The 22,234-nt window shown below is 71.4% G+C and carries 19 protein-coding genes, 2 tRNA genes and 1 pseudogene; 10 read left to right on the top strand and 12 right to left on the bottom strand.

The window, feature by feature from the left end:
* Positions 1 to 156: 156 nt before the first annotated feature.
* Positions 157 to 588 (bottom strand): hypothetical protein, encoded by a 432-nt coding sequence (locus ACGF8A_RS33920; RefSeq protein ID WP_393114566.1) that lies wholly within the window; start codon positions 586 to 588, stop codon positions 157 to 159.
* Between the two features lie 43 nt (positions 589 to 631).
* Positions 632 to 1,495 (bottom strand): bifunctional DNA primase/polymerase, encoded by an 864-nt coding sequence (locus tag ACGF8A_RS33915; RefSeq protein ID WP_393114564.1) that lies wholly within the window; start codon positions 1,493 to 1,495, stop codon positions 632 to 634.
* 362 nt (positions 1,496 to 1,857) lie between these two features.
* Here ACGF8A_RS33915 and ACGF8A_RS33910 point away from each other — a divergent pair, with 362 nt between their 5' ends.
* The 6 genes from ACGF8A_RS33910 (at position 1,858) to ACGF8A_RS33885 (ending at position 7,530) form a co-directional block, all read left to right on the top strand.
* On the top strand, positions 1,858 to 2,181 hold the full coding sequence (locus tag ACGF8A_RS33910) for a hypothetical protein (RefSeq protein ID WP_393114562.1): 324 nt from the start codon (positions 1,858 to 1,860) through the stop codon (positions 2,179 to 2,181).
* Positions 2,182 to 2,450: 269 nt separating this feature from the next.
* Positions 2,451 to 3,371: a bifunctional MaoC family dehydratase N-terminal/OB-fold nucleic acid binding domain-containing protein gene (locus tag ACGF8A_RS33905; RefSeq protein ID WP_393114559.1), complete on the top strand. Its 921-nt coding sequence runs from the start codon at positions 2,451 to 2,453 to the stop codon at positions 3,369 to 3,371.
* Positions 3,368 to 4,024, top strand: a complete 657-nt coding sequence (locus ACGF8A_RS33900) for a hypothetical protein (protein WP_393114557.1) — start codon at positions 3,368 to 3,370, stop codon at positions 4,022 to 4,024. The genes ACGF8A_RS33905 and ACGF8A_RS33900 overlap by 4 nt, the downstream gene beginning before the upstream one ends.
* Positions 4,025 to 4,360: 336 nt before the next feature.
* A complete protein-coding gene (locus ACGF8A_RS33895) occupies positions 4,361 to 4,918 on the top strand; it encodes a SigE family RNA polymerase sigma factor (RefSeq protein WP_393114555.1) in 558 nt (185 codons plus the stop codon).
* A gap of 149 nt (positions 4,919 to 5,067) precedes the next feature.
* Positions 5,068 to 6,723: a long-chain fatty acid--CoA ligase gene (locus ACGF8A_RS33890; protein WP_393114552.1), complete on the top strand. Its 1,656-nt coding sequence runs from the start codon at positions 5,068 to 5,070 to the stop codon at positions 6,721 to 6,723.
* A gap of 66 nt (positions 6,724 to 6,789) precedes the next feature.
* Entirely contained in the window at positions 6,790 to 7,530 is a 741-nt protein-coding gene (locus ACGF8A_RS33885; RefSeq protein ID WP_393114550.1) for a hypothetical protein, read from the top strand.
* Positions 7,531 to 7,566: 36 nt separating this feature from the next.
* Here the strand turns inward: ACGF8A_RS33885 and ACGF8A_RS33880 are convergent, their stop codons facing one another.
* Together ACGF8A_RS33880 and ACGF8A_RS33875 are read right to left on the bottom strand one after the other, a co-directional pair.
* The gene (locus tag ACGF8A_RS33880) at positions 7,567 to 11,865 is read right to left on the bottom strand and encodes a PAS domain-containing protein (RefSeq protein WP_393114548.1); all 4,299 of its coding nucleotides are present in this window, start codon (positions 11,863 to 11,865) and stop codon (positions 7,567 to 7,569) included.
* A 649-nt stretch (positions 11,866 to 12,514) separates the two neighbouring features.
* Positions 12,515 to 12,991, bottom strand: coding sequence for an SSI family serine proteinase inhibitor (locus ACGF8A_RS33875; protein WP_393114546.1), 477 nt, complete (start codon positions 12,989 to 12,991; stop codon positions 12,515 to 12,517).
* A gap of 169 nt (positions 12,992 to 13,160) precedes the next feature.
* On the opposite strand from ACGF8A_RS33875, the gene ACGF8A_RS33870 reads away from it, so the two are divergent.
* Both ACGF8A_RS33870 and ACGF8A_RS33865 read left to right on the top strand, forming a co-directional pair.
* Positions 13,161 to 13,251, top strand: a tRNA-Ser gene (locus ACGF8A_RS33870).
* A 194-nt stretch (positions 13,252 to 13,445) separates the two neighbouring features.
* A tRNA-Arg gene (locus ACGF8A_RS33865) sits at positions 13,446 to 13,518 on the top strand.
* Between the two features lie 91 nt (positions 13,519 to 13,609).
* Here ACGF8A_RS33865 and xerC read toward each other — a convergent pair.
* The 5 genes from xerC to ACGF8A_RS33840 all read right to left on the bottom strand — a co-directional run bounded on the left by xerC (position 13,610) and on the right by ACGF8A_RS33840 (position 18,396).
* Positions 13,610 to 14,893: a tyrosine recombinase XerC gene (xerC, locus tag ACGF8A_RS33860; protein WP_393114543.1), complete on the bottom strand. Its 1,284-nt coding sequence runs from the start codon at positions 14,891 to 14,893 to the stop codon at positions 13,610 to 13,612.
* Positions 14,893 to 15,075 carry a helix-turn-helix domain-containing protein gene (locus ACGF8A_RS33855; protein ID WP_393114541.1) on the bottom strand — a complete coding sequence of 61 codons (183 nt, stop codon included), beginning with the start codon at positions 15,073 to 15,075 and terminating at the stop codon, positions 14,893 to 14,895. The genes xerC and ACGF8A_RS33855 overlap by 1 nt, the downstream gene beginning before the upstream one ends.
* Positions 15,072 to 16,535, bottom strand: a complete 1,464-nt coding sequence (locus tag ACGF8A_RS33850; RefSeq protein WP_393114539.1) for a replication initiator — start codon at positions 16,533 to 16,535, stop codon at positions 15,072 to 15,074. The genes ACGF8A_RS33855 and ACGF8A_RS33850 overlap by 4 nt, the downstream gene beginning before the upstream one ends.
* 152 nt (positions 16,536 to 16,687) lie before the next feature.
* The gene (locus ACGF8A_RS33845; protein ID WP_393114537.1) at positions 16,688 to 17,383 is read right to left on the bottom strand and encodes a DUF2637 domain-containing protein; all 696 of its coding nucleotides are present in this window, start codon (positions 17,381 to 17,383) and stop codon (positions 16,688 to 16,690) included.
* A gap of 59 nt (positions 17,384 to 17,442) precedes the next feature.
* On the bottom strand, positions 17,443 to 18,396 hold the full coding sequence (locus ACGF8A_RS33840; protein ID WP_393114535.1) for a hypothetical protein: 954 nt from the start codon (positions 18,394 to 18,396) through the stop codon (positions 17,443 to 17,445).
* 52 nt (positions 18,397 to 18,448) lie between these two features.
* Between ACGF8A_RS33840 and ACGF8A_RS33835 the strand changes: the two genes are divergently transcribed.
* Positions 18,449 to 18,754, top strand: a complete 306-nt coding sequence (locus tag ACGF8A_RS33835; protein ID WP_393114533.1) for a hypothetical protein — start codon at positions 18,449 to 18,451, stop codon at positions 18,752 to 18,754.
* Positions 18,755 to 19,684: 930 nt separating this feature from the next.
* Here ACGF8A_RS33835 and ACGF8A_RS33830 read toward each other — a convergent pair.
* The 3 genes from ACGF8A_RS33830 to ACGF8A_RS33820 form a co-directional block, all read right to left on the bottom strand.
* The gene (locus ACGF8A_RS33830; protein WP_393114568.1) at positions 19,685 to 20,479 is read right to left on the bottom strand and encodes a protein kinase; all 795 of its coding nucleotides are present in this window, start codon (positions 20,477 to 20,479) and stop codon (positions 19,685 to 19,687) included.
* A 117-nt stretch (positions 20,480 to 20,596) separates the two neighbouring features.
* Complete coding sequence (locus tag ACGF8A_RS33825; RefSeq protein ID WP_393114531.1) at positions 20,597 to 21,040, bottom strand: glycine-rich domain-containing protein; 444 nt, start codon at positions 21,038 to 21,040, stop codon at positions 20,597 to 20,599.
* 245 nt (positions 21,041 to 21,285) lie between these two features.
* On the bottom strand, positions 21,286 to 21,516 hold the full coding sequence (locus ACGF8A_RS33820; protein WP_046916453.1) for a hypothetical protein: 231 nt from the start codon (positions 21,514 to 21,516) through the stop codon (positions 21,286 to 21,288).
* 125 nt (positions 21,517 to 21,641) lie between these two features.
* On the opposite strand from ACGF8A_RS33820, the pseudogene ACGF8A_RS33815 reads away from it, so the two are divergent.
* Positions 21,642 to 22,190: pseudogene (locus ACGF8A_RS33815) on the top strand (hypothetical protein); the annotation flags it as partial.
* Positions 22,191 to 22,234: the final 44 nt, after the last annotated feature.

Genomic DNA, 22,234 nt, shown 5'->3' with positions numbered 1-22,234 from the left:
GCCTACGGTACCGCAAACAAAACCGCCGGGGGCCCCTCGCCCCCGGGGGCAAAAACCCCCCCCCCCCCCCCCCCCCGCCCCCCCCCCCCCCCGCCCCCCCCCCCCCCCCCCGACGGGGTTTCCGGGGTATGCACGGCGCCCGGCTCGTTCGGGTGATCAGAGTTCGTCGTCCTGGGCCAGTTCCTCCCAGGCCAGGCCGAGCAGCCCCGCATCCGCCTCATGGCCCGACGGTGCCGCCGGGGTCGGCTGGAACCACACCAGCGTGAGGCAGGAGCGGTAGAGGGCAGGGTCGTGGGACTCGTCCACCGGCGAGGAGTGGAACGCCCCGACGCACCCCACCGCCGGCAGCACCTCCACCGGCCCGAAGGCGCCGCCGCCCTGGTCGGGGTAGTCGCGCGGAGGGGGGATCAGGTGGACGCGCCTCGTGGGGTAGGCCCGTTGCGCGCCCCGTATCAGCGCGTTGATCTTCATGTCGTTGACCGGTGCACAGGGATAGCCCTCCAGCATCCCGGCGTAGGTCGAGGACATGCGCAGCTCGGTCAGTTCGATCGAACGGCCGGAGGAGAGGACGACCCGCGTCAGCGACATGGCCACACCCTAGGACGAGGGCCCGGGGCCGATCAGCCGGTTCTCACGGGTGGTGGCCGGTCAGGCGGGCCGCGGAGGCGATGGTGGCGCGGGCCTCCCGTTCGCTGAGGCCGGTTCCGAGGGCCGCCTCGGTCAGTGCGGGGACCAGGTCCGGGGCGAGCCCGTTCTCGTAGGCGCGGCAGGCCGCCCAGAACAGGCGGGTGTTGCGCTGCCCCTCGTGCGCCGCGAGGACGAACTGGACGAGGCCCTGGCCGTGACCGGTCCTGGCAGTCGATGCGGCCGGCGTGCGCGGTGGTGGGAGGAGCAGGCGGAGCAGGGCCGGTGGGCAGGGAGCCGGGGGCAGATGGGCCGTGCCCGGTGCGGTGCCGTACACGCCGTGGTCGGTGCGGGAACCGGGGCCGACGAGGTAGCCGCCGGCGCCGCGGACGTCGATGCCGGGGGCGAGGCGGCCTGCCGAATTGGGGACGGCGGTGTCCGGGGGGCCGGTGAGCCACAGGTGGCGGCCGCCGCTGGGGGTGAGGACGACCACCGTCTGCGGGATCGTGAACAGATGCCGCAGTGCCAGTTCGCGCAGTGCGGCCGAGGAGTCCGTGCCCGACTTGGTGTCCAGGTCGACGCCGATCAGCTGGTGCGGGGGCAGCCCGCAGGCGATGCCGTACCCGGTGGCCCAGGGTGCGGCGGCGAACAGTTCGCGGATCCGGCGCGGGTCGGTCGAGGCGTCGTGCACCCCGTGTCCGAAGCGCCCGCATTCACCGTGGCAGGGCGGAGCCGCCGGGTCGGTGCGGTGGGGGGAACGCAGGGCCGGGAGCTTGGTCCGGGAGAGGGGGATGACGGCCAGTCCGCGTTCGGCGGCTGACAGGGCGTGTGCGAGGGCCAGCGTCGTGGCCTGCCGGTCGATGGTGGCCATGCTCCTATTTTCGTATGAGTGTTCGAAGAAGGGAAGAGGGGGCGCGCCCGGCCCGCCGGTGACCAGCGGATTGGCGGAAAAGTTGATGGAACGCTTCACCTCTTGTGCCGCTTGGTGCCGAGGCGCCCTGTGTGCCCTGAAGGGCGGGGTCGACGTGGCCTGAGGGGTTTATCGACTTGTCATCACGCTTGAGGTTGAATCACCGCTTCCGGGATGGTTCGCCGGGGATTCGGTGGGCAATCCTGATCTCGCGACGTCGTGCTCACACAGCCGGGGCGGTAGGCCAACCGCCCTGGTGAAAGCCGTACTTCACGCGCTCAAGGCCGTCCGGCCGGGCGTATTTGCTACTGGAGGAACCCAACATGGCAAGCATCCGTACCGCTCGCGTAGTCGCCGCAGTCTCCGCCCTTCCGCTCGCAGCCGCCCTCTTCGCCGGTGTCGCGACGGCGGACAACGGCTCCTTCGCGGACAACGGATCGACCGCCTCCGTCACCAACGCGTTCGCGGGCATCATCGGCAGCGGCGTCGGCGACGACAACAACGGCAACTCGTCGACCACGCAGCAGCAGGCGGTCGGCGCCGGCGCCTCGAACCAGAGCAACACCGCGCAGGTCGACGACTCGGCGTACACGGCCGTCCAGCAGGGCAACGAGAACGTCGCCGTCAACTTCTACCCCTGGTGGTGATCTGAGGGGGCGGGCGCACCGGCGCCGCTCCCCTCGACTCACGTGTGGGGCGTGTTCAGTGGGGTGAACAAGGTCAGTCCGCGCGGCGGTGCTTCGGCGCCGCCGCGCAGGCGTTTTCCCTCCGGGTGCCGGCCCCGTCCGGGCCGTGCACGGATTCCGGCCTTGACAGAGGCCCCTATCTGACGGACAGTCAGGATTTCTGGGAGCGGGGAGGCCGAGCGCCTGACGGTGCGTCAGAAGCTGTCCAAGGGAAGGGGGCCACCACGGCCATGACCGACGACGACGACCTGGCCGCGCGCCTCAAGGCCTACGAGGGGCGCCCCGCCACGCTCGCCGGGACCGGCAAGGACCCCGTCAACCTGCCCATGATCCGCCACTGGTGCGAGGCCCTCGGCGACACCAGCCCCGCGTACACCAGCCCCGGCGCCGTCGCCCCGCCCACCATGCTCCAGGCCTGGACCATGGCCGGCCTCGCGGGGCACCCCGGCGGCTCCGGCCCCACCACCCGGACCCCGGCCTACGACGAACTCCTCGCCCTGCTCGACGAGGCCGGCTGCACCTCGGTCGTCGCCACCGACTGCGAGCAGGAGTACCTGCGTCCGCTGCGCCCCGGCGACGAGATCACCTTCGACACGGTGATCGAGTCGGTCTCGGCGAGGAAGACCACCAAGCTCGGCACCGGCCACTTCGTCACCACCCGCACCCGCGTCCACGCCGCCGGCCAACTCGCCGGCACCCACCGCTTCCGCATCCTGAAGTACGCCCCCGCCCGGCGGCACCACCCCCCGGCCGAGACCCGCCCGCGCCCTGTCCTGAACCGCGACAACGCCGGCTTCTGGGAGGGCGTCCAGCGGCACGAGCTGCTGATCCAGCGCTGCGCCGGCTGCCGGGCCCTGCGCTTGCCCTGGCTCCCCGGCTGCGACAGGTGCGGCGGCCTCGGCTGGGACACCGTCCGGGCGGCCGGGGACGGCACGGTCCATTCGTACGTCGTCATGCACCACCCGCCCTTCCCGGCCTTCGACCCTCCGTACGCCGTCGGCCTGATCGAACTGGCGGAAGGTGTGCGCATCGTCAGTAACGTGGTCGGGGTGCCGTACGACAAGGTGCGGATCGGGATGCCGGTACGGCTGGAGTTCCGCCGCTACGACGACGAGTCGGTGCTGCCGGTCTTCCGGGGAGGACTGTCGTGAACGTGGGCGACGCACTGCCGCCGCTGGAGATCGGGATCACCCGCACGCTGATCGTGGCCGGGGCGATCGCCTCACGCGACTACCAGGACGTCCACCACGACCCGGAGCTCGCACGGCAGAAGGGCTCGCCGGACGTCTTCATGAACATCCTGACCACGAACGGCCTGGTCGGCCGCTACATCACCGACCACTTCGGTCCCACCGCCGTGCTGCGCAAGGTCGCCATCCGGCTCGGCGCGCCCAACTACCCGGGCGACACCATGACGGGCTTCTACGCCGGTGACCTCACCGGGCTGCCGGAGGCCGCGGTGGTGGCGCGCCGGCTGTGGCGCACGGCGGGCTGCGGACCGGCCGACATCGACGTGGCGATCCTGTACGACCACTTCACGCCGTTCGTGCTCATGCAACTCGAGGAGTACGGGTTCTGCGGGCGCGGCGAGGCGGCCGGCTTCATCGCTGAGGACCGGCTGCCTCTGAACACGCACGGAGGCCAGCTCGGGGAGGCGTACCTGCACGGCATGAACGGGATCGCCGAGGCGGTACGGCAACTGCGCGGCACGTCCGTGAACCAGGTGCCGGGCGCGGAGCGGGCGCTGGTGACGGCGGGCACGGGCGTGCCGACGTCGGGACTGGTGCTGACGGCGGCGAGGTGAACGTCCGTTGGCGGCCGTCGACGCAGTGCGCAGCGAGGCTCCAGGAAGGCGTCGCCGATGAGGGCACCCCTCCGGGGGCAGCGGCGATGACGGGGCGCTTGGGGTGTGGCGGCGACGACGGGCGGCGCTTCGGGTGCGGCGGCGATGGTGGGCCGCGCCTGGCAGCCCGGCAAGCGTGCCCCTTGCGTGCCCCCTAGGGGTCGCACCCGCAGGGGGGTCGACCTCTGGTCCACCTCCAGGAGGTGCAGCCGGCCCCACCTCTACACCCTGAGGCGGACCCCGCTTCGGGACCTGCGGGCGATCCGCGTGAGGGGCCCCGGAATCTAGCTTGGAGCCATGACCACACCCGTCTGCACCACCGCTTCGAACGCGGCCGCACCTCGGACGCAGACCCTCACGTACCCGTCGTTCGCGTCGTACGTCCGGGCCCGCCAGCCCGTGCTGCTGCGTACCGCCCGGTCGCTCACCGCGAACCCGAGCGACGCGGAGGACCTGCTGCAGACCGCGCTCACCAAGACGTACGTCGCCTGGGAGCGCATCGAGGACCACCGCGCGCTGGACGGCTATGTCCGGCGCGCGCTGCTGAACACCCGTACCTCGCAGTGGCGCAAGCGCCGGGTGGACGAGTTCGCCTGCGACGAGCTGCCCGAGCCCGAGCCGCTGCCCGGCGGTGACGACCCGGCGGAGCAGCAGGCGCTGCGCGACGCGATGTGGCGGGCGATCATGAGACTCCCGGCCCGGCAGCGGGCGATGGTCGTCCTCAGGTACTACGAGGACCTGAGCGAGGCTCAGACGGCCGAGGTGCTCGGGGTGTCCGTCGGCACGGTGAAGTCGGCGGTGTCAAGGGCCCTGGGCAAGCTGCGTGAGGACGCCGAGCTCGGGCTGGTCCGGTGAGCTGAGCTGGGCGTTGTTCGATTCTGACTCGTTCTGTCCGGCAACGTGAAGTGATCGATCAGCCGGGTCTAGTGACATACCGAACGGTATGTGCGCAGAATCAGCGCACACTTACCGCCGCGCAGGCAATGTCGCCCCGGGAGGACGCCGTGCTGAGCACCATGCAGGACGTACCGCTGCTGATCTCGAGGATCCTGGCCCATGGGTCCACGATCCACGGATCGTCGCAGGTGATCACCTGGACGGGCGAAGGGGACCCGCAGCGCCGCTCCTACGCCGAGATCGGCGCCCGCGCGGCCCGGTTGGCGCACGCCCTGCGCGACGAACTCGGGGTCGAGGCCGACGACCGGGTGGCAACCCTGATGTGGAACAACGCCGAGCATGTGGAGGCGTACTTCGCGATCCCCTGCATGGGCGCGGTCCTGCACACCCTCAACCTCCGCCTGCCCCCGGAGCAGCTGGCCTGGATCGTCAACCACGCCGCCGACCGGGTGGTGGTCGCCAACGGCTCCCTGCTGCCGCTGCTGGCGCCCCTCCTGCCGCACCTGAAGACGCTCAAGCACGTCGTCGTCGCCGGCCCGGGCGACCGCTCGCTCCTCGCGGAGGCCGACGTCCAGGTGCACGAGTACGAGGACCTGATCGCCGGCAGGCCGGACACCTTCGACTGGCCGGACCTGGACGAGCGGCAGGCCGCCGCCATGTGCTACACCTCCGGCACCACGGGCGACCCCAAGGGCGTGGTCTACAGCCACCGTTCGGTCTACCTGCACTCCATGCAGGTCAACATGACCCAGTCCATGGGCCTGACCGACGAGGACACCTCCCTCGTGGTGGTCCCCCAGTTCCACGTCAACGCCTGGGGCCTGCCGCACGCCACCTTCATGACCGGCGTCAACATGCTGATGCCGGACCGCTTCCTGCAGCCTGCCCCGCTCGCCGAGATGATCGAGCGGGAGAAGCCGACGCACGCCGCCGCGGTCCCCACCATCTGGCAGGGCCTGCTCGCCGAGCTGACCGCGAACCCGCGGGACGTCCGTTCCCTGACCCAGGTCACCATCGGCGGCTCGGCCTGCCCGCCCTCGCTGATGAAGGCGTTCGACGAGCTGGGCATGCGGGTCTGTCACGCCTGGGGCATGACCGAGACCTCCCCGCTCGGCACGGTCGCCCGCCCGCCGGCCCACGCGGTGGGCACGGACGAGGAGTTCGGCTACCGGCTCACCCAGGGCCGTTTCCCGGCCGGCGTCGAGGCCCGCCTCACCGGTCCCGGTGGCGAGCGTCTGCCCTGGGACGGCGAGTCCGCGGGCGAGCTCGAGGTCCGCGGCCCCTGGATCGCGGGCGCCTACTACAACGGCCCCGACGCCGAACCCCTGCGCCCCGCCGACAAGTTCAGCGAGGACGGCTGGCTCAAGACCGGCGACGTCGGCACGATCAGCGCCGACGGCTACCTGACCCTCACCGACCGCGCCAAGGACGTCATCAAGTCCGGCGGCGAGTGGATCTCCTCGGTGGACCTGGAGAACGCCCTGATGTCCCACCCGGAGGTCGCCGAGGCCGCCGTGGTGGCCGTCCCCGACGAGAAGTGGGGCGAGCGCCCGCTGGCCACGGTCGTGCTGAGGGAGGGCGCCACCGCCGACTTCGAGACCCTCCGTGCCTTCCTCGCCGACGAGGGCAGGATCGCCAAGTGGCAGCTCCCGGAGCGGTGGACGGTCATCCCGGCGGTCCCGAAGACGAGCGTCGGCAAGTTCGACAAGAAGGTGCTGCGCAAGCAGTACGCCGCAGGGGAGCTGGACGTCACCCGGCTCTGAGCTCCGCACCCGCTCGTACGGCGGTGACCGGCACCGCCGTACGACGGCGTCCACAGCGCTCCGGGTGTGATCCACAACGCACCGTGTCCGGCGCACCGGTGCGGCCGGGTGATCGTCTACTACGTCATGAACCTGACGTACTCGGCCCGTGGTGTCCCGCCCCGCCCCGTCGCGCTGTTCCTGGCCCTCGCGGGTGTCGCCGCAGCCGTGCTGGTCGGCCGCGGCGGGCTGGACACGGTGGTCGGCTGCGGTCCGGCGGAGGATTCCTACCCCTCGCAGACCGCCCAGGACTGGATCGGGAACGCCGACCTCGTCGTCGTCGGCACGCCGGTCCGTGAGGAGGAGACCGGCAGGCGCGACTTCGAGAAGGGCACGTACCGCTACGAGACCGACCGGACGGTCACCTTCCGTACGGATGACGTCCTGTGGTCCGGCCCGCGTCCCGGCCGGTCGATCGACGCCACCTTCGAGCTGACCGCCCCCGGCTGGCGCGTCCACCGCGTGAGCGGCGCCCGCCTGAAACGGACCGCGGGCTACGCACCCCGCCTGGAGCCCGGCCACACCTATCTGCTCGCCGTGCGCCGGACGGCAGGCGGCTGGGCCGTCCTCGGCGAGGGCGCCGCCGTCCCGTTCGACGACCGCACGGCAGGGCGGGGCGAATGGTGCGGGCGGGTCCTGTCCGAGGAGGACGTGGCGCGCGGCGAACGCTTCTCCCGCCGGTCCGACGTGAGCCTGGAGAAGGCCGTCAACGGCCGTGACGAACAGGCCGTCGTCCGTGCCCTCAAAAGCGCCGGCGCGCCCCGCTGACCGTGCGCGCCGCCCCTGACCGGCCCCGCGGGAAGGTCAGTTGGTCCCGATCCGCGACAGCAGGTCCACGATCCGGCTCTGCACCTCCGTGCTCGTGGACCGCTCGGCGAGGAACAGCACCGTCTCGCCGGACGCGAGCCGCGGCAGGTCGGCCTGGTCGACGGCGGCCGTGTAGACCACCAGCGGGGTGCGGTTGAGCTGCCCGTTCGCGCGCAGCCAGTCGACGATCCCGGCCTGCCGCCGATGCACCTGCATCAGGTCCATCACCACCAGGTTCGGACGGAACTGCCCCGCCAGCGTCACCGCGTCCACGTCGCTCGCCGCCCGCGCCACCTGCATCCCGCGCCGCTCCAGCGTCGCCGTCAGCGCCAGCGCGATCTCCGCGTGCTCCTCGATCAGCAGCACCCGCGGCGGATGCTGCTCACTGTCCCGCGGCGCGAGCGCCTTCAGCAGGACGGCGGGATCGGCACCGTAGGCCGCCTCGCGCGTCGCCTGGCCGAGCCCGGCCGTCACCATCACCGGCACCTCCGCCGCCACGGCCGCCTGCCGCAGCGACTGCAGCGCCGTCCGTGTGATCGGCCCGGTCAGCGGGTCCACGAACAGCGCCGCCGGGAACGCGGCGATCTGCGCGTCCACCTCCTCGCGCGAGTGCACGATCACCGGCCGGTAGCCACGGTCGCTGAGCGCCTGCTGCGTCGACACGTCCGGAGCGGGCCAGACCAGCAGCCGGCGCGGGTTGTCGAGCGGCTCCGGCGGCAGCTCGTCGTCCATCGGCTGCGGCCGGGGCGGGTCCGCGACCTCGACGGCCCCACCGGGACCGTCCAGCGGTTCGGGGCCCTCGGCGGCGTTCTCGTCCGGTGCGCCTATGGCGTACGACCGTCCGGCGCCCTCACTCGCCGGCCCGCCGAGCCGGGACTGTCCGGACTGCTTCTGCGGGGCGGACGGCTGCTCCCCCTGCGGGTGCGGGCGCTCGGCGGCGGGCTCCGGCGGCGTGCCCAGCTTGCGTCGCCGGCCACCGCCGGCCGTCTGGTGCGGAGGGGGCGTCGCCCCGGCCGACGGCTGCTGCACCTGGGCCGCCTGCCGGGTGAACGGCACACCCTGACCCAGGGTCCGCACGCTGATCGCCCGGCCCTGCGTGGAGTTCGGATCCACCGGCGCGGTGGCACCGCCGGCCTCCGCGGGCAGCGGCTGCGCCATCCGCGCCCGCGCCGCGGCGGCCGGCCCGGCGCCTGCCTCGGGCGGCAGCGGGCCACCGGCCGCAGCCTGCGTGGGGGCCCCGGCCCCGGGCTGGGGCTGCGGTACGGGAGTGCCCGCGCCGGGCGTCTCGTCCGCACCGGCACTGGCGGGCCACTGCTGCGGAGGCGGCGTGCTGCCCGCCGGCGCCGCCTCGGCGGGCAGCGGCTGACCGGCGGCCGGCGTCTGCGTCTGCTGCGGGGCGGGCCGCCCGGGGATGGGCTGTGCCGGGGTCTGCTGACCCGGCAGCGGCTGGGCGGCGCCCGGCTCGGCGGGCTGCTGCGCGGGGACGCCGCGCGGCTGGGCGACCGGTGCGGCCTGGGGAGCCTCGGCCACCGAGGCCGCGGGGACCGGCTGCGGCTGGTTGTGGACGGCGGGCCGCGCCGACGGTGCGGGAGCCGTCCCGACCGGAGCCGCCTGCGCCGGAGTCGCCTGGGCCGGGATCGCCTGCGCGGGCGCCCCGCTGCCCTCCGCCTGCGGGGCGGCCACGCGACGGCGGCGGCCCGTCGGCGCGCTCACCGGATGCGGCTGCGGCGGAGTGTGGTCCTCGGACCGGTCATGCGCCACGGCGTCATGCCGGCCGCCGTCGTCGGCGGGCGGGGCACCGGGCGTGCCCTGGCTCGGCACCTGGGCCTGCGCCGCACCGATCTGCGGGACGTCCTGCGGACCGCCCTGCCCCGGTACCTGAAGGGCCGCCGGCCCCGGATCCTGAGGCTGCGCGGGCGCGGGAACCGTCGCCTGGGCGACCGCTCCCCGGTCCGCGTCGGCGGGCGGCAGCGCGAACACCGTGCGCGGGCCCGTCTCCTGGGCTGCGGCGCGCTCCTGGGCCGCGGCGAGCGCCCGCCGCCGGCGGCCGCTCGACTGCTGCCCGCTCTCGGCACCGGCCCCGGCGGGAACGACCGCGGCGGCAGGATCCGGAGCGGCTGCCGCAGCAGCGTCCGAGCCGGCCGCGGGCAACGCCGCCGGCAGAGCGTGCTGTTCGCCCGCCGCGCGCCGGGCCCGCCGCCCGCCGCCGGGCGCGGGCACGCCCTGCGGCGGAACCGTCCCGCCCAGGCCGTTCGCGGCCGCGGCCGTCCCCGCGGCGTGCTCGGCCGCGGTGAGGACGGCGCCCTCGCTGACTCCGTCCCGCGCCGCACCGTCCGTCGTCGCGTCCGGCACGGCGAGCTCGGCGCCCTCGGCCGGCCGTCCGCGCCGCCGCCCGCTACCGCCGCCGGCCTCACCCGCGTCGACGGCCTCGGGCGCCGGCGCCGCCTCAGGAGCGGCCCGCCGCCGACGGCGTCCGGTCGGAGCGGCGGCCTCGATCTCGGCGGCCGCGGCCTGCGGCACCTCGCTCTCCAGGAAGGCGTCCACGGAGGCCCGCCGCGCGCGCCGCCGCCCGCCGCCGGAGATCTCCTCGGCCTCGGGCGCGGCCTCGGGCGCGGCCGGCGCGGCAACGGCCCCCGCCCCGCCGCCGAGCGGCACTTCGAGCACGTACGCGCTGCCGCTCATGCCCGGCACCTCGTGCGTCTGGAGCACGCCGCCGTGCGCGCGCACGATCCCGCGCACGATCGGCTCGTGCACCGGGTCTCCCCCGGCGTACGGCCCGCGCACCTCGATCCGTACGACCTCGCCGCGCTGCGCCGCCGCGACCACGACCGTGTTGTCCATGTAACCGCCCGCCGAGACGGGCGCGTTGCCGGTGGCGTCGACGCCCGCGACGTCCGCGACGAGATGCGCGAGCGCGGTGGCCAGCCGCTGCGGGTCGACCTCGGCCTCGATGGGCGGCGCGTGGACGGCGAACTGCACGCGCCCCGGTCCGACGAGTTCGACGGCGCCGTCGACACCGGCCGCGACGACCGCGTCGAGCATCACCTTCGTACGCGTGATCGCCTCGGCCCCGGCGTCGATCCGCTGGTAGGCGAGGACGTTGTCGATGAGCTGGGTGATCCGCGAGTACCCGGCCGAGAGGTGGTGCAGGACCTGGTTGGCCTCGGGCCACAGCTGGCCGGCGTCGTCGGCGGCGAGGGCCGCGAGATCGCGGCGCAGCTCGTCCAGCGGCCCGCGCAGCGAGCGGGCGAGCAGCGTCAGCAGCTGGTCGTGGCGCCCGGCGAGCGCCTCGTACCGGTCCTTCTCCCGCTCGGCGAGCGCGGCGTACCGCTCCTCGCTCGCCGCCACCTCCTCCATGTGCTGCTCGCGCAGCTCCTCCAGCTCGGTCACGTGCTGCTGGCGCAGCGCGGTGAGATCGGAGGCGTGCTCCTCGGAGAGCCGCTCCAGTTCCTCGGCGTGCCGCTTCTCCACGGCCGCCTTCTCCTCGGCGAGGACGTCGTACGGGCGCCGGTCGGCGAACGTCATCACGGCGCCGACGAGCTCGTCGCCGTCCCGGACGGGCGCGGTCGTGAGGTCGACGGAGACCTTGTCCCCGCCCTTGGACCACAGCACCTGCCCCCGCACCCGGTGCTTGCGCCCCGAGCGCAGCGTGTCGGCGAGCGCGGACTCCTCGTACGGGAAGGGGGACCCGTCGGCGCGGGAGTGGAGGACGAGGTTGTGCAGCCCCTTGCCGCCGAGTTCACCGGCGCGGTAGCCGAGGATCTGGGCGGCGGCCGGGTTGACGAGCACGATCCGGCCGTCGGTGTCGGTGCCGACGACGCCCTCGGACGCGGCCCGCAGGATCATCTCGGTCTGCCGCTGCGAGCGGGCCAGCTCGGCCTCGGTGTCCACGGTCCCGGACAGGTCGCGCACCACGAGCATCAGCAGCTCGTCGCTGGTGTAGCCGTAACTGTCGTAGGCCTGCTGACCGTTCTCGAGGTTGGCGCTGGTGACCTCGACGGGGAACTCGCTGCCGTCCGTGCGCCGGGCGATCATCCGGGTCGGCTTGGTCCGCCCGCGCGGGTCGATGTGCTCGGGGCGCCGCATGGAGCCGGGGATGAGCTTCGAGTCGAACTGCGGGAGCAGGTCCAGCAGCCCGCGCCCGACCAGGGCGGTGCCCGGCGCCTCGAAGGCCTCCAGGGCGATGGTGTTCGCGTTGACGACGGTCCCGTTGGCGTTGACCAGCACCAACGCGTCGGGCAGCGCGTCCAGTATGGCTGCGAGGCGAGCAGCGCCTCGGGATGGCCTGCTGCTCACGAGACGCTTCCCTCCTGTTACCGCACCTTGCCGACCGCTCGGGCCATCTTGCCAACCGGCCCGCGACGTGTCACGCGAGGGAGTCTAAGGGCTGGGGTTGTCCTCGCGACGCGGGATGAGAGAGAGGTCGCACGACGAAGTGACACCGAACGGGAGTGCGTCCCAGCCCCGCCACACCACCGCCACGCGCCGTTCGCGCCCCCTGCGCCGGATCTTTACGCGCGCGGCTTCGGACTGGCAGAGCCGTGCTCGGGAGCCGGGGGTGAGGAGGCCCCCGGCGGGACGGGATCGGGAGCGGTGCGAGGGGACTTTCCGGCGTGGGTGCGGGCCCCTGTGGAGTTACGGCTTTGCGGTCTGGGTGCGGGCCTGGTGGCGAGGAGGCTTTCCGGCGTGGGTGCGGGCCTGGTGGCGAGGAGGCTTTCCGGTCTGGATGCGGGCCCGGTGGTGGTTGCGTAGACCGACGGGCGGGGGCTGCTGCCGGACCGGCGGCTGTGGAGCAGGCGGGGGGCCTGCGGCGGCGGTGGAGCGACAGGCCGCGGGGGCCTGCGGCGGCGGCGAGGCGGCAGGCGGGATGGTCTTCGTCGCCCGCGGTGGCGGCGAGGCGGCAGGCAGTGTGGGGTGGGGGCCGTCGGAGCGGCGGCATCAAGGTTTACGCGCGGGCCGCCCCCGGCAGCAGCGGCACGAGCCGGTCCCAGCGGGCGATCTCACAACCGTTGCTGCGGTCGAACGTGGCATCGACGGGTCGTCCGGCCCACGTCCCGGTGACGTGGGCGGTGCCGGGACCGCCGTACTGCATGGTGCACATGCTGTCCCGGGGCACCGGCGCGAAGACGTCCTGCCCCCACCGGGTCTCCCGCTCCAGCGCCTGGCAGGCGCCGTCAGCGTCCGGATGACTCCCGCCGTTCGGGTGGCACCGCACCTCGAAGGTCCCGTCGGCACCACTGCTCACACCGCTGACGGTGACCGTGAGGTGACCGGTGTCGCCGAGGGGGTGTCCGAGGGGCCCGCCGGGGAAGGCGGAGGGTGCGGCAGCCGCCGGGGCGGCGGAGAGGGCGCTGAGCGCGGCGAGGGAGGCACCGGCGGCGAGAGCGAGCCGGGGCAGCGTGTGACGCATGACCTGCAACATGACCTGACCAACGCCCTACGCCCCGGTACGTTGCGCGGCGCCTCACCGGCGGGGAAGCCCTTTGCCCTGCGGCCCGCCTGCCTAGTACCGTAGGGGGCGATTGGTGACAGCGCGCTCGACTGTGTCATCATCTGCACACACCACTCGCCGACGCGTGAGCGGCTGTGCTGGAGGCGTCGCCTAGTCCGGTCTATGGCGCCGCACTGCTAATGCGGTTTGGGTCTTAAAGCCCATCGAGGGTTCAAATCCCTCCGCCTCCGCGCGACACCGAAGCCCTGGTCCTCCCCGGACCGGGGCTTCGGTCGTTCTGAGGGCCTCTGAAACAGCGTTTTCGCAGGTCACAAGGGGTGCGGCTAACGGATTTCACATGACGGCGGCAGTCATGTAATGTTCTTCCTGTCGCCGCGAGCGGGCCGAAAGGGCCGGGAGCGGCGGGACAATAGAACAAGGACAAGCACTCGTAGCTTAACGGATAGAGCATCTGACTACGGATCAGAAGGTTGCAGGTTCGAATCCTGCCGAGTGCACAGCACGTCAGAGGCCCTGTGGAGTGATCCACAGGGCCTCTGCTTTATGCCTTGACGGCAGTGTTTGACGGCAACCGGATTCCGGGGCTGGCTAGACGGCTACGGGGACGCCGGCCGCGCCGTCATCGTCGTCCGGATCGTTGCCGTCACCCCTCAGCGCGTCGCCGACGCGATCGAAGGCGGAGCGCTGGGAGTCGAGTCGGACGAAGGTGTAGATGTCCATGGTCACGCGGATCGAGCTGTGGCCGAGGACTTCCATGATCATGCGGGCGTCGGCGCCCTGCTCGTGGAGGAGCGAGGCGCAGGTGTGGCGCAGGTCATGAAAGCGGACCTTGCGAACGTCGGCGCGGGCGCACAGCACCTCGAACGAGCGGTTCAGGTTGCGCGGCTCGATGGGGGTCCCATTCTTGGTGGTGAAGACGAGGCCGTGGCCCGTCCCCTTCCAGTTGGCACCAGCCGCTTTCCGGTCGGCGATCTGCTGGGCGCGCTGGGCACGGAGCGCCGTCACGCACTCGGCGGGCAGGGCCACGCGACGAGCCGAGCGCTGCGTCTTCGGCGCGACGATCAGCAGCTCACCGCCCACGCGCTGTAGGGCCTGCCGAACAGTGAGCACCCCTTCGTGAAGGTCCACGTCCGACCAGCGCAGGCCCAGCAGCTCACCGCGCCGGAGGCCGATGCGGACCGCCAGTTCGTACGCGGCCCACAGCCGGTTGTCCCGGGCCGCCGTCAGGAGCTGACGCCCCTCCTTGGCGGTGAGCGGTCCGATCTCGCGCTTCGCTCCCATGCTCAGCTCCACGTTCCGGGCCACGTTGCGCGGCAACTCGTCCTCACGTACGGCGTGCTGGAGAGCGGCACGCAGGATCACCAGGAGGAAGCGCACGGTCCGGTCGGACGGAAGCTTCTTGCAGCACTTCCGGAGGGCGCAGCAGCGCCGCTTGTGTTCCGGCCGCTTCTTGTCCTTGCTCTGCGCGCAGCACTGGCAGGTGACGGCAGTCTTCGCGAGGAAGGCACGAATGTCGCGGGCGGTGAGCCGGACGAGCTTCTTCTTGCCGAACTCCGAGGTGATGTAGTTACGGACGAGGGACTCGTAGTTGACGTAAGTGGTCCGGCGGACCTTGCCTTTGGCGACGTTCGCCAGCCAGTACGCCAGGTACTCCGCGATGGTCATCTTGTTGGTGGCGACCGGGAGGCCGCTGAGGGAGTTGGCTTTGAGCTTGGTGAGCCTCTCGTGCGCGTCGTCCCAGGTCTTGCCGTAGACGCTGCGCCGTTTGTAGATGCCGTCTGTAGTGAGGACGTACGCGCTTCCCTCCCAGCGTCCGTCTTTGCGGAGGTAGATGGTGCCCTCATTGTTGGGGTTCTTCTTCGGCTTGGTCATCACGCGGCTTCCTGCTCGATGCGGAGAGATATGTAGGCGGCCACGGCGGCTTCGCTGATGCGTCGGCAGCGGCCGATCTTGAAAGAGGTGAGTTCGCGGGAGCGGATCAGGTCGTGGACCTTCCAGCGGCTGATGCCGAGGCGCTCGGCGACCTGGTCCACGGTGAGCACGGCCATCGTCATGCAGGCACCAGCCCTTCCTTCTTGGCTCGTTGCGATTGGGCGATGTCATGTCGGACCTGGGCGGCGAGGAGTTCTTCACCGGGGCGGTAGCCGCTGCTGAGGTAGGTCCACGACGAGGCGGTGACGAGGGTGGTGCTCTCGCCGTCGACCGGGAGGCCGGCGCGGATACGGGCGGCTTCGACCTGGGCCAGGCGCCACGCACGGCGTACGTCACGGAGCGCGCCGAGGGTGGTCGAGTAGGCGCGTGACTTGCTGGAGAAGTGGCCGCGGAAGCCGAGCATGTGGGCCCACTTCCAGAGCTTGAGATCGGCGAACTCGGGGAGGTGGCCGAGCGCCCAGGCCGTGCGGATCATCTGGCGTGCGTGCTGCTGCACCGGGAGATCGGTGAGGGGTTCGGCTTGGCCGGTACCGTCGCAGTCGTCGCACAGGTCGCGGAAGCCGTCGGGGCCGCGTACGTAGCCGCGTCCGGCGCAGGGGCGGCATACGAGGGTGCGGTCCACGGTGCCCGCGCCCTCGGCGTTCTTCGTGGCGTACTTGGCGACGTATCCGGCGACCTTGGCGTCTGTGAGTTCGCCGTCACCCAGGGCCGAGATCTGGTCCACCTTGAAACGGTCGCCCCACCGGATGACGCGTTCGCCGACCGCGTCCGACTCGACCGTGAGCCGGGCACGCTCGACCGCCAGGCCGACGGCGATGCGTAGGGCGTCGAACGTGGCCCAGGCCGGGGGCGACGTGGTGTGGCCGTCGGGACCGTCGAAGCGGACGACCGCGTGGAAGTGGACCAGGCCGCGTTGCTGGTACTCGGCGACCTTGGCGAACGAGACGCGGAGAGACGCGTTGAGTGCTTTCTGCGTCATGCCGAGGTGCTCGGCGAGGGCACGGCGTAGGTAGATCGTGAAGCGTGCCCACAGGGCCCCGGCGTGCGCGTTCCACAGCACGGCGCCGGTGTAGTCGTAGGTTGCCGGGCGGAGCGGGGTGCCGAGTTCGGGAGCGTCCTGGGGGTGGCTCTCGCCGCATGCGCAAGGGCGGGGCTTGCCCGTGTCGGTCGTGGGGCGGTTGTGGACAGGGCCGAAGGACGGGGCGGTGAGGGTGACGAAGGCACGGGGGTGGTCGCGGACGGCTTCGGCGACATTCTTGCCGCCGGATAGTCCGGCCTTGATCAGGTGGTAAGTGTCAGCCGCGTAGAGGCGGGAGCATGCAGGGCAGCGGGAGGCGCGACGGTTGCCGCAGGTGGTGAGGAGGCGTCCGGAGGGTTCGTCCTCGGAGCGGTAGGAGCGGATCACTTGCTTGGTGGTCTGGTCGGTGGTGATCGTCCAGCCGTGCAGGTTGACGGGACTGGTGCAGCCGCGAAGGTCGCGGACCTGTTCCGTCACGCGGTCGAAGTCGTCGGTGTTGGCCAGTTCGACCAGGTCCCGCAGACCGGGGCTGACGACGTGGCGCAGGTCGAGGGGGCGGTGCATGGGTGGCGGGGTGTCCTTTCTGGCGCGAGGGTGAGGACCTGCGGGCAGCAGCGATTCAGTGCGCTCGGGCTGCTGCCCGCAGGCATGGCAAGTCGGGCCCAGGGGCGGGCGGCGGTGGGAGGTGCCGGAGAGGCCGGCGGAAGGGCGGAGTTCTACAGCGCGGCGTGAAGCGCGGTGGCCATGGGCAGGCCGATCCCGAGTCGCGTCTTGAGCTGGGCCGCCGTGATCGGTTCGCCGTGCTCGGTGTGGTGGGCCGTCGCGATGGATCGGGCTTCGGTCAGCAGCGGCTCAGGAACCTTGACCGCAGTCGAGGCGGGTGCCGGGGCGATGCGAGGAGCGACCGGGGCCGTGGCCGTGGTGAGCGGCACCGCAGGGCGGGGCGAGTCAGAAGCCGTCTCTGGTACGGACTCGATCTCTTCTGGCTGGGGGGCCGGTACGGCAGGGCGCGCAACGGTGTGGAAGGCGCGCAGGAGCTGCGGGCCGACGGAGCCCCAGCCGAGGAGGAGCAGCGGGGCCACCGCGTCGACGGCGGCGCGGCCGTAGTGTCCGGCGACGATCGGTTCTGCGACGTTGAGGGCGAGGGTCAGCAGTCCGGAGAAGTGCATGAGGCGGGTGGCTGCCGTCATCTGGTCTGCGGGCAGGCCGCGCAGGGAGAGGTAGCGGAGCGCGACCAGGAGGCCGACCACGGACAGGTCCACCATCGGGGCGATGAGCGGTGCGATCGGGCCGGGGACGCCGAGGCGCAGGGCGAGGGACCAGACGTTGCCGAAGGAGAAGACGAACGCCAGCGCAGCGATGACGATCATGATGGCAGTGATGGTGCGCTGAGTGATCCGGTCCTCTGTCATGGGATTTCACCTCCTCTCCTGGAGTGTCGGGAACGTGCGAGCGCGGTCGGTCCGGCTGCTCAGGCGTCGAGCTTGGCGAGATCCACGTCCGCCATGCGAGGGCCGAGGAAGGCTTCCAGGAGGGCGTATGGGTCGGCGGTGAGGCTGGCCGTCTGCTCGGCGATACGAGCCGCTTCCGCGTCGGGCACGTAGGGCGTGCGGATGCGGGTGAACCCGGGTTGCGACTGGTGGTTCATGGACGCGACACCGACGTAGGTGGGGTCCTGGAGGTTGATCGGGTTGGCGTCCGGCCATTCCCGGATCTCGTCGCCGAGAGCGGCCACGGCGGCTTCGGCGGTCTTCTGGGCGAAGCTCAGGCCGACGGGGCATACGTCGCGGATGAAGGTGGGGATCGCGTCGCCCGTGGACTTCTGAGTGGTGAGGATGACGAGTAGACCCACGGACCGGCCCTTCTTCACCAGGTCTTCCACGAGCCGGGCGTTCTCGGCGGCGAGCGCGGCCAGTTTCTTCGTCTGCTGGTCGCTGCCCTTGTGGTCGCGGAAGTAGGTGTGGGCTTCGTCGACGATCAGCACGACCAGGGGCCAGCTCTCGGAGGGGCCCACGTCCCACATGGACTTCACGCCGAGCGCTTGGCGCACGGACGCCGACCGCGCGCGGCGGAGCTCCACCAGGTGTCGGAACAGCTTGTTGGCCTCTTCCAAGTCGTCGCCCACGAAGGCGAACATCCGCTGGACCCAGTCGGCGTAGTCGCCTTCGTAGGCAGCCGACACCTTGCCGTCCGCGCAGGCGAACTGCACTGCGGGGGAGGGTGCCCAATCGGAGAGAAGCCGGTTGATCAGGCTGGTCTTGCCGAAGCCGGGAAGGCCAGCCACGGTCACGCCGGGCACCTGCGTGAGGTTCACGGATACGGGTTGCGCGTACTCGTCCAAGCCCAGATCCCACTGGGCCGTCTCTTCCGGTGCGTCGCCCGAGGGGTGGTGCTCGGTGGGGAACTTCAGTGGATCCAGTCGCACACCCCGGATGAGGACCTGCCCAGGCTTGTCCTGGGTGAGGTCCGCGCTCAACGTGCTGCGCGACGAGGGCCTGATCTACACGATCCATGGCCGAGGGAGCTTCGTCGCAGACCATGACGGTGGGGGCGAGTTCTCTGCGAACTACACCGCGCCAGCTTGGTACTTGTCGAAGAAGGGCCAGAAGCCAGGCCAGGCAGAGCCAGGAGAGGGAAGGCCCGACGACGCTGAAGCCGCCGGGGCCAACCTCGCTGACATCCTCACATCGCTACGCGACGAGATCCGTGCCCTTAGCGCTGATCATCAGGAACTACGCCGTGAAGTAGAGGAGTTGAAGGCAGCGCAGCAGTCGAAGTCGTAGTCCTGAGCTGGGCCACTTCCTCTCGCAGTTCCTTGGTCTCTCTGCTGAGGCGGACGACCATGGCCCGCATCTCCTCGATCAGTGCGACTACCTGATCCGTGTTCCCGACGTGAATGCTGGTCGACCCCATTTCGTTGTCCGGTATGTGCTCGGTCATCGCTCCCCGCTTGCTGCCGCGCCGTTGTTCCGTGCCGCACTGTCCGAGCCGCCGGATCCTGCCGACGGCATCCGTGCCTCTCTCAGGTTGCTGGGCCACTGCCCTGCGTGCTGTTCAGAGTTTCTTTACTGGATCAAGGCGGCCCGCCTACGGCGGTCCGCGCGCGCTGGCGGCCACGGGCCGCCGCCGCTCCCTGTCTCCGCCACCGCTGCGGCGGCCCCCGGCCGCTCAGCGCGCAACACCACCGATGCGGACTGCCAGAGCGGGAAGCAACTCGACCGTCCCGATCGCGAGGACCACACCGAAGCGCCCCGGTGACGAGCGCACCGTGCCACCGCCCGCCGTATCGCACCGGAGGCACGAAGCGGAGTGGAGTGCCGTCCGTACGCTCACAACGCCCAGGCAGACGGGAGCACGGTCCGTGACATATTCGGGCAGCGTGGCTGAGGCCCGTACGGGGTTGCTGGAGGCACACGTGACGGGTGCTCGTTCGGCGCGCCCGCCGTCGTGGCTGACTTTCGGTGGCTGAGGCCAGAACTGCGTTCCTCGACGGGACTTCACCGGTGACCCTCTCCAACTCGACAACACGACGCCGAGGTTGTGGCCGCACCCGTATTCGGGCACGCCGACCACCCCGGTACCATCGGCACCGGGGTCCTGATCAGGGCTTCCACGACCGGACCACCCGGAATGCTGTCCAGGCTGAGGGGTGGTCCGGTCTGTCGTTGTCGGCCCGCCGCCGTACGAGCAACCACGGCGCGCAGGGTTGGGGACTAGCTCAGGGCTTTACCCACCTCGTAGATCGTCGGCCGGTCCTCGGGCGCGTGGCTGAGCATGGCTTCGATCAGTTCGCCCAGCTCACCGGGCGCCTTCACGGCACGGCGTCGACCGTTCGCCACGGCTTCTCTCTGCACGGGGCGAGGAGCGTCGTCCGGGTACTCGACCGCTCGCCAGCCGGTGGCGGAGATGAGCAGGGACGCGCCGAGTGCGTAGATGTCGGCTTCCGGCGTGGGTTCGGCTTCCCCGGTGGCGAGCACGCTGCGGGCGATCTCGGGTGCTTCGTAGTGGACGAGGCAGCCGCGGAACGGGAAGTCGTATCCCTGGGGGACGGTGCCGCCACGGGCGAGGGCGAGGTCGATCAGATGCGTCCGTTCGGGCCCGATGATGAAGTGGGCCGGTTGCACGTCTCCGTGTGCCCAGCCCTTCGCGTGCAGTTCCGCCAGTGCTTCGACGCACCCCAGGGCGACGCTGGTGTGCGGCGCGATGGACGAGTCCGGCTTACGGCAGGGTTCCCACAGCCGGTACAGGTCCGGCCCTTCGCGCCACGGCTGGAAGTTCCACGTCCCGCGCTCCCACTCGCCGTAGGCGATCGCGTCGAGGTCGAGGCCGAGTCGGTGGAGTACGGCGCCCTCGCGCGCCGGCGCGAGTGCGGTCCAGGGCTGGGCGGCCCAGTCGGCGGTGGCTTCGATCGGGTGGCCGAGTTTCACGGCGTAGTGGCCCCGATTGCCTTCCACCTCCCAGACCGTGGAGCCCCGGCGGTTGATGACGAGGCGCTGAGCCGTGGGCATGAGCGCGTCGAGCACCACGATCGGCAGTTCAGCGGTTGAGCCGGGCAACGTCTCTTCTCCTTCCAGGCGTACGCGACCGACCCCGAGTCGAGGCCGGTCGCGTCGCTGTTGTGTGGGTCAGTCCTGACCGTAGGGTCGGCCGCAGTCCGAGTCGCACTGCGCGAGGTTCGTGCCGTCCACGGTCCACAGGTCGTCGAAGACCATGAACCCGGCCGCCTTCATGGCGTGAGCCGAGGCAGCGACCTTCTCAGGGTCGCGTGCCCCACCGCCCGGCTTCGGGTTGTGGTGGAGGAAGCGGCCCGCGTACTGCTCGCACAGCCCGGCGTACTCCTTCGTGTGCAGGATGAGCGCGTGCAGGCCGAGGTCCACGTCGTCGGACGGGACCATGGGAACGGTGGCGGTGGCAGCCGTGACGACGAACGCGACCGCTTGGTCCGCGATCCGCTCGGCACGCTCGGGCGACTGCCCGTTGTGGGTGATCACGAAGTGGGTGAGGCTCTGGAACAGTTCCTCACCTGCCACCGCGCGACCGGTCTTCTGATCGTTCGCTGTTGCCGTCATGTGCAGTCTCCTGGTGTGAGAGGTGCAGGGCACGTACCTGCCGTCGCGATCACCGAGCGCGGCTCGAAGACCATCGCGAGCGGGCTTGGAGGCCGGCCCCGAACGGGGACGGGGGAGCCGTAACGGCACCCGTTCGGGGCGGCCGGTCTACTGGCCGATGCCGAGGGCCACACCGATCACCAATCCGCACGAACCGCTGATGCAGATGATGAACAGGACCCCGGCGTAACGGCCGACGGCGCGCATCACAGCCCGACCCGACTGTTGCCGTTTCTCGCGGCCAGCCGCACGCTCAGCTCCTCCCGAGCGCTGAGCGCCTCCACGTCGTCCCGCATGGCATCCCACTCCCTGCCACCACGGACCGGCCGCATCTGCACACGGCCGCCGACCTCACCCATGACGACCCCGATGCGTCCGGTGGCACGGTCCTTCGCCAGCTCGCTGATGCCTGGTCTGGTCTGCTGATTGCTCGCCATGAGAGGAGCATCGCGATCAGGGCACCCCTGCCAAAAGGCCAGGCTGATTACCCAACTTGGGTAATATCGCGGCTAGTAGAGAATCCGCGACGTTGCGTAGCGCTCGCAGTGTGGGAGCTGGCCCGATGCCCGACGCCGACCGGCCGCAGGAATTACCTGCCAGGCTGCTCACCGACCCCGAGATGATCAACGCGTGCCGGGTGCGGGACTTCGCCCGAGTCTTCCGGCTGGTGAAGACCCGAGCGGGCATCTATCCGTCGATGATCGCGAGGCGCTGCGACCTGACTCCGAGCCGGGTCGGCGAAGTGATCTCCGAGCGCCGCCAGTTGCTTCACATGGACGTGATCGAGCGGATCTCGGACGGCTTGCGCATCCCAGGAGACATGCTCGGACTTGCCCGCCGCCCCTGGGAGACACCGCAGGCTCTCGCGGTCACCGAGCGCGAGGCACCTCAAGTGCCAGAGCCCGAGGAACGGTCAGCCGCGTCTCTTCCGGGCCCGGACGTCGACAGCATCTTGGCGCTGGCCACCCGGACCACCCTCAGCCCAGCCACGCTCGAAGCGTTCCGTTCCTCCATCGAGGACTACTGGCGTCGGGACGATCAGCACGGCGGCGAAGCACTGAGACGAGTCTTTCCGAATACGGTCAGTGGTCGTAGGCGGTCAGTGAGCGGCTGACCGCCTGGCCGGTCTGGAAGTTGTGCCAGATCGCGGCGGTC

It is taken from the genome of Streptomyces sp. NPDC047706 (assembly GCF_043204795.1).
Taxonomy (GTDB): domain Bacteria; phylum Actinomycetota; class Actinomycetes; order Streptomycetales; family Streptomycetaceae; genus Streptomyces.
The sequence above is the reverse complement of the archived record's forward strand: the minus strand, read 5'-3'. Positions and strand labels throughout refer to the sequence as shown.

Coding starts and splice junctions, on each gene's coding strand:
- ACGF8A_RS33920 (WP_393114566.1), bottom strand. CDS start 588: ATGTCGCTGACGCGGGTCGTCCTCTCCTCCGGCCGTTCGATCGAACTG.
- ACGF8A_RS33915 (WP_393114564.1), bottom strand. CDS start 1,495: ATGGCCACCATCGACCGGCAGGCCACGACGCTGGCCCTCGCACACGCC.
- ACGF8A_RS33910 (WP_393114562.1), top strand. CDS start 1,858: ATGGCAAGCATCCGTACCGCTCGCGTAGTCGCCGCAGTCTCCGCCCTT.
- ACGF8A_RS33905 (WP_393114559.1), top strand. CDS start 2,451: ATGACCGACGACGACGACCTGGCCGCGCGCCTCAAGGCCTACGAGGGG.
- ACGF8A_RS33895 (WP_393114555.1), top strand. CDS start 4,361: ATGACCACACCCGTCTGCACCACCGCTTCGAACGCGGCCGCACCTCGG.
- ACGF8A_RS33875 (WP_393114546.1), bottom strand. CDS start 12,991: ATGTTGCAGGTCATGCGTCACACGCTGCCCCGGCTCGCTCTCGCCGCC.
- xerC (WP_393114543.1), bottom strand. CDS start 14,893: ATGACCAAGCCGAAGAAGAACCCCAACAATGAGGGCACCATCTACCTC.
- ACGF8A_RS33855 (WP_393114541.1), bottom strand. CDS start 15,075: ATGACGATGGCCGTGCTCACCGTGGACCAGGTCGCCGAGCGCCTCGGC.
- ACGF8A_RS33850 (WP_393114539.1), bottom strand. CDS start 16,535: ATGCACCGCCCCCTCGACCTGCGCCACGTCGTCAGCCCCGGTCTGCGG.
- ACGF8A_RS33845 (WP_393114537.1), bottom strand. CDS start 17,383: ATGACAGAGGACCGGATCACTCAGCGCACCATCACTGCCATCATGATC.
- ACGF8A_RS33830 (WP_393114568.1), bottom strand. CDS start 20,479: ATGCCCACGGCTCAGCGCCTCGTCATCAACCGCCGGGGCTCCACGGTC.
- ACGF8A_RS33825 (WP_393114531.1), bottom strand. CDS start 21,040: ATGACGGCAACAGCGAACGATCAGAAGACCGGTCGCGCGGTGGCAGGT.
- ACGF8A_RS33820 (WP_046916453.1), bottom strand. CDS start 21,516: ATGGCGAGCAATCAGCAGACCAGACCAGGCATCAGCGAGCTGGCGAAG.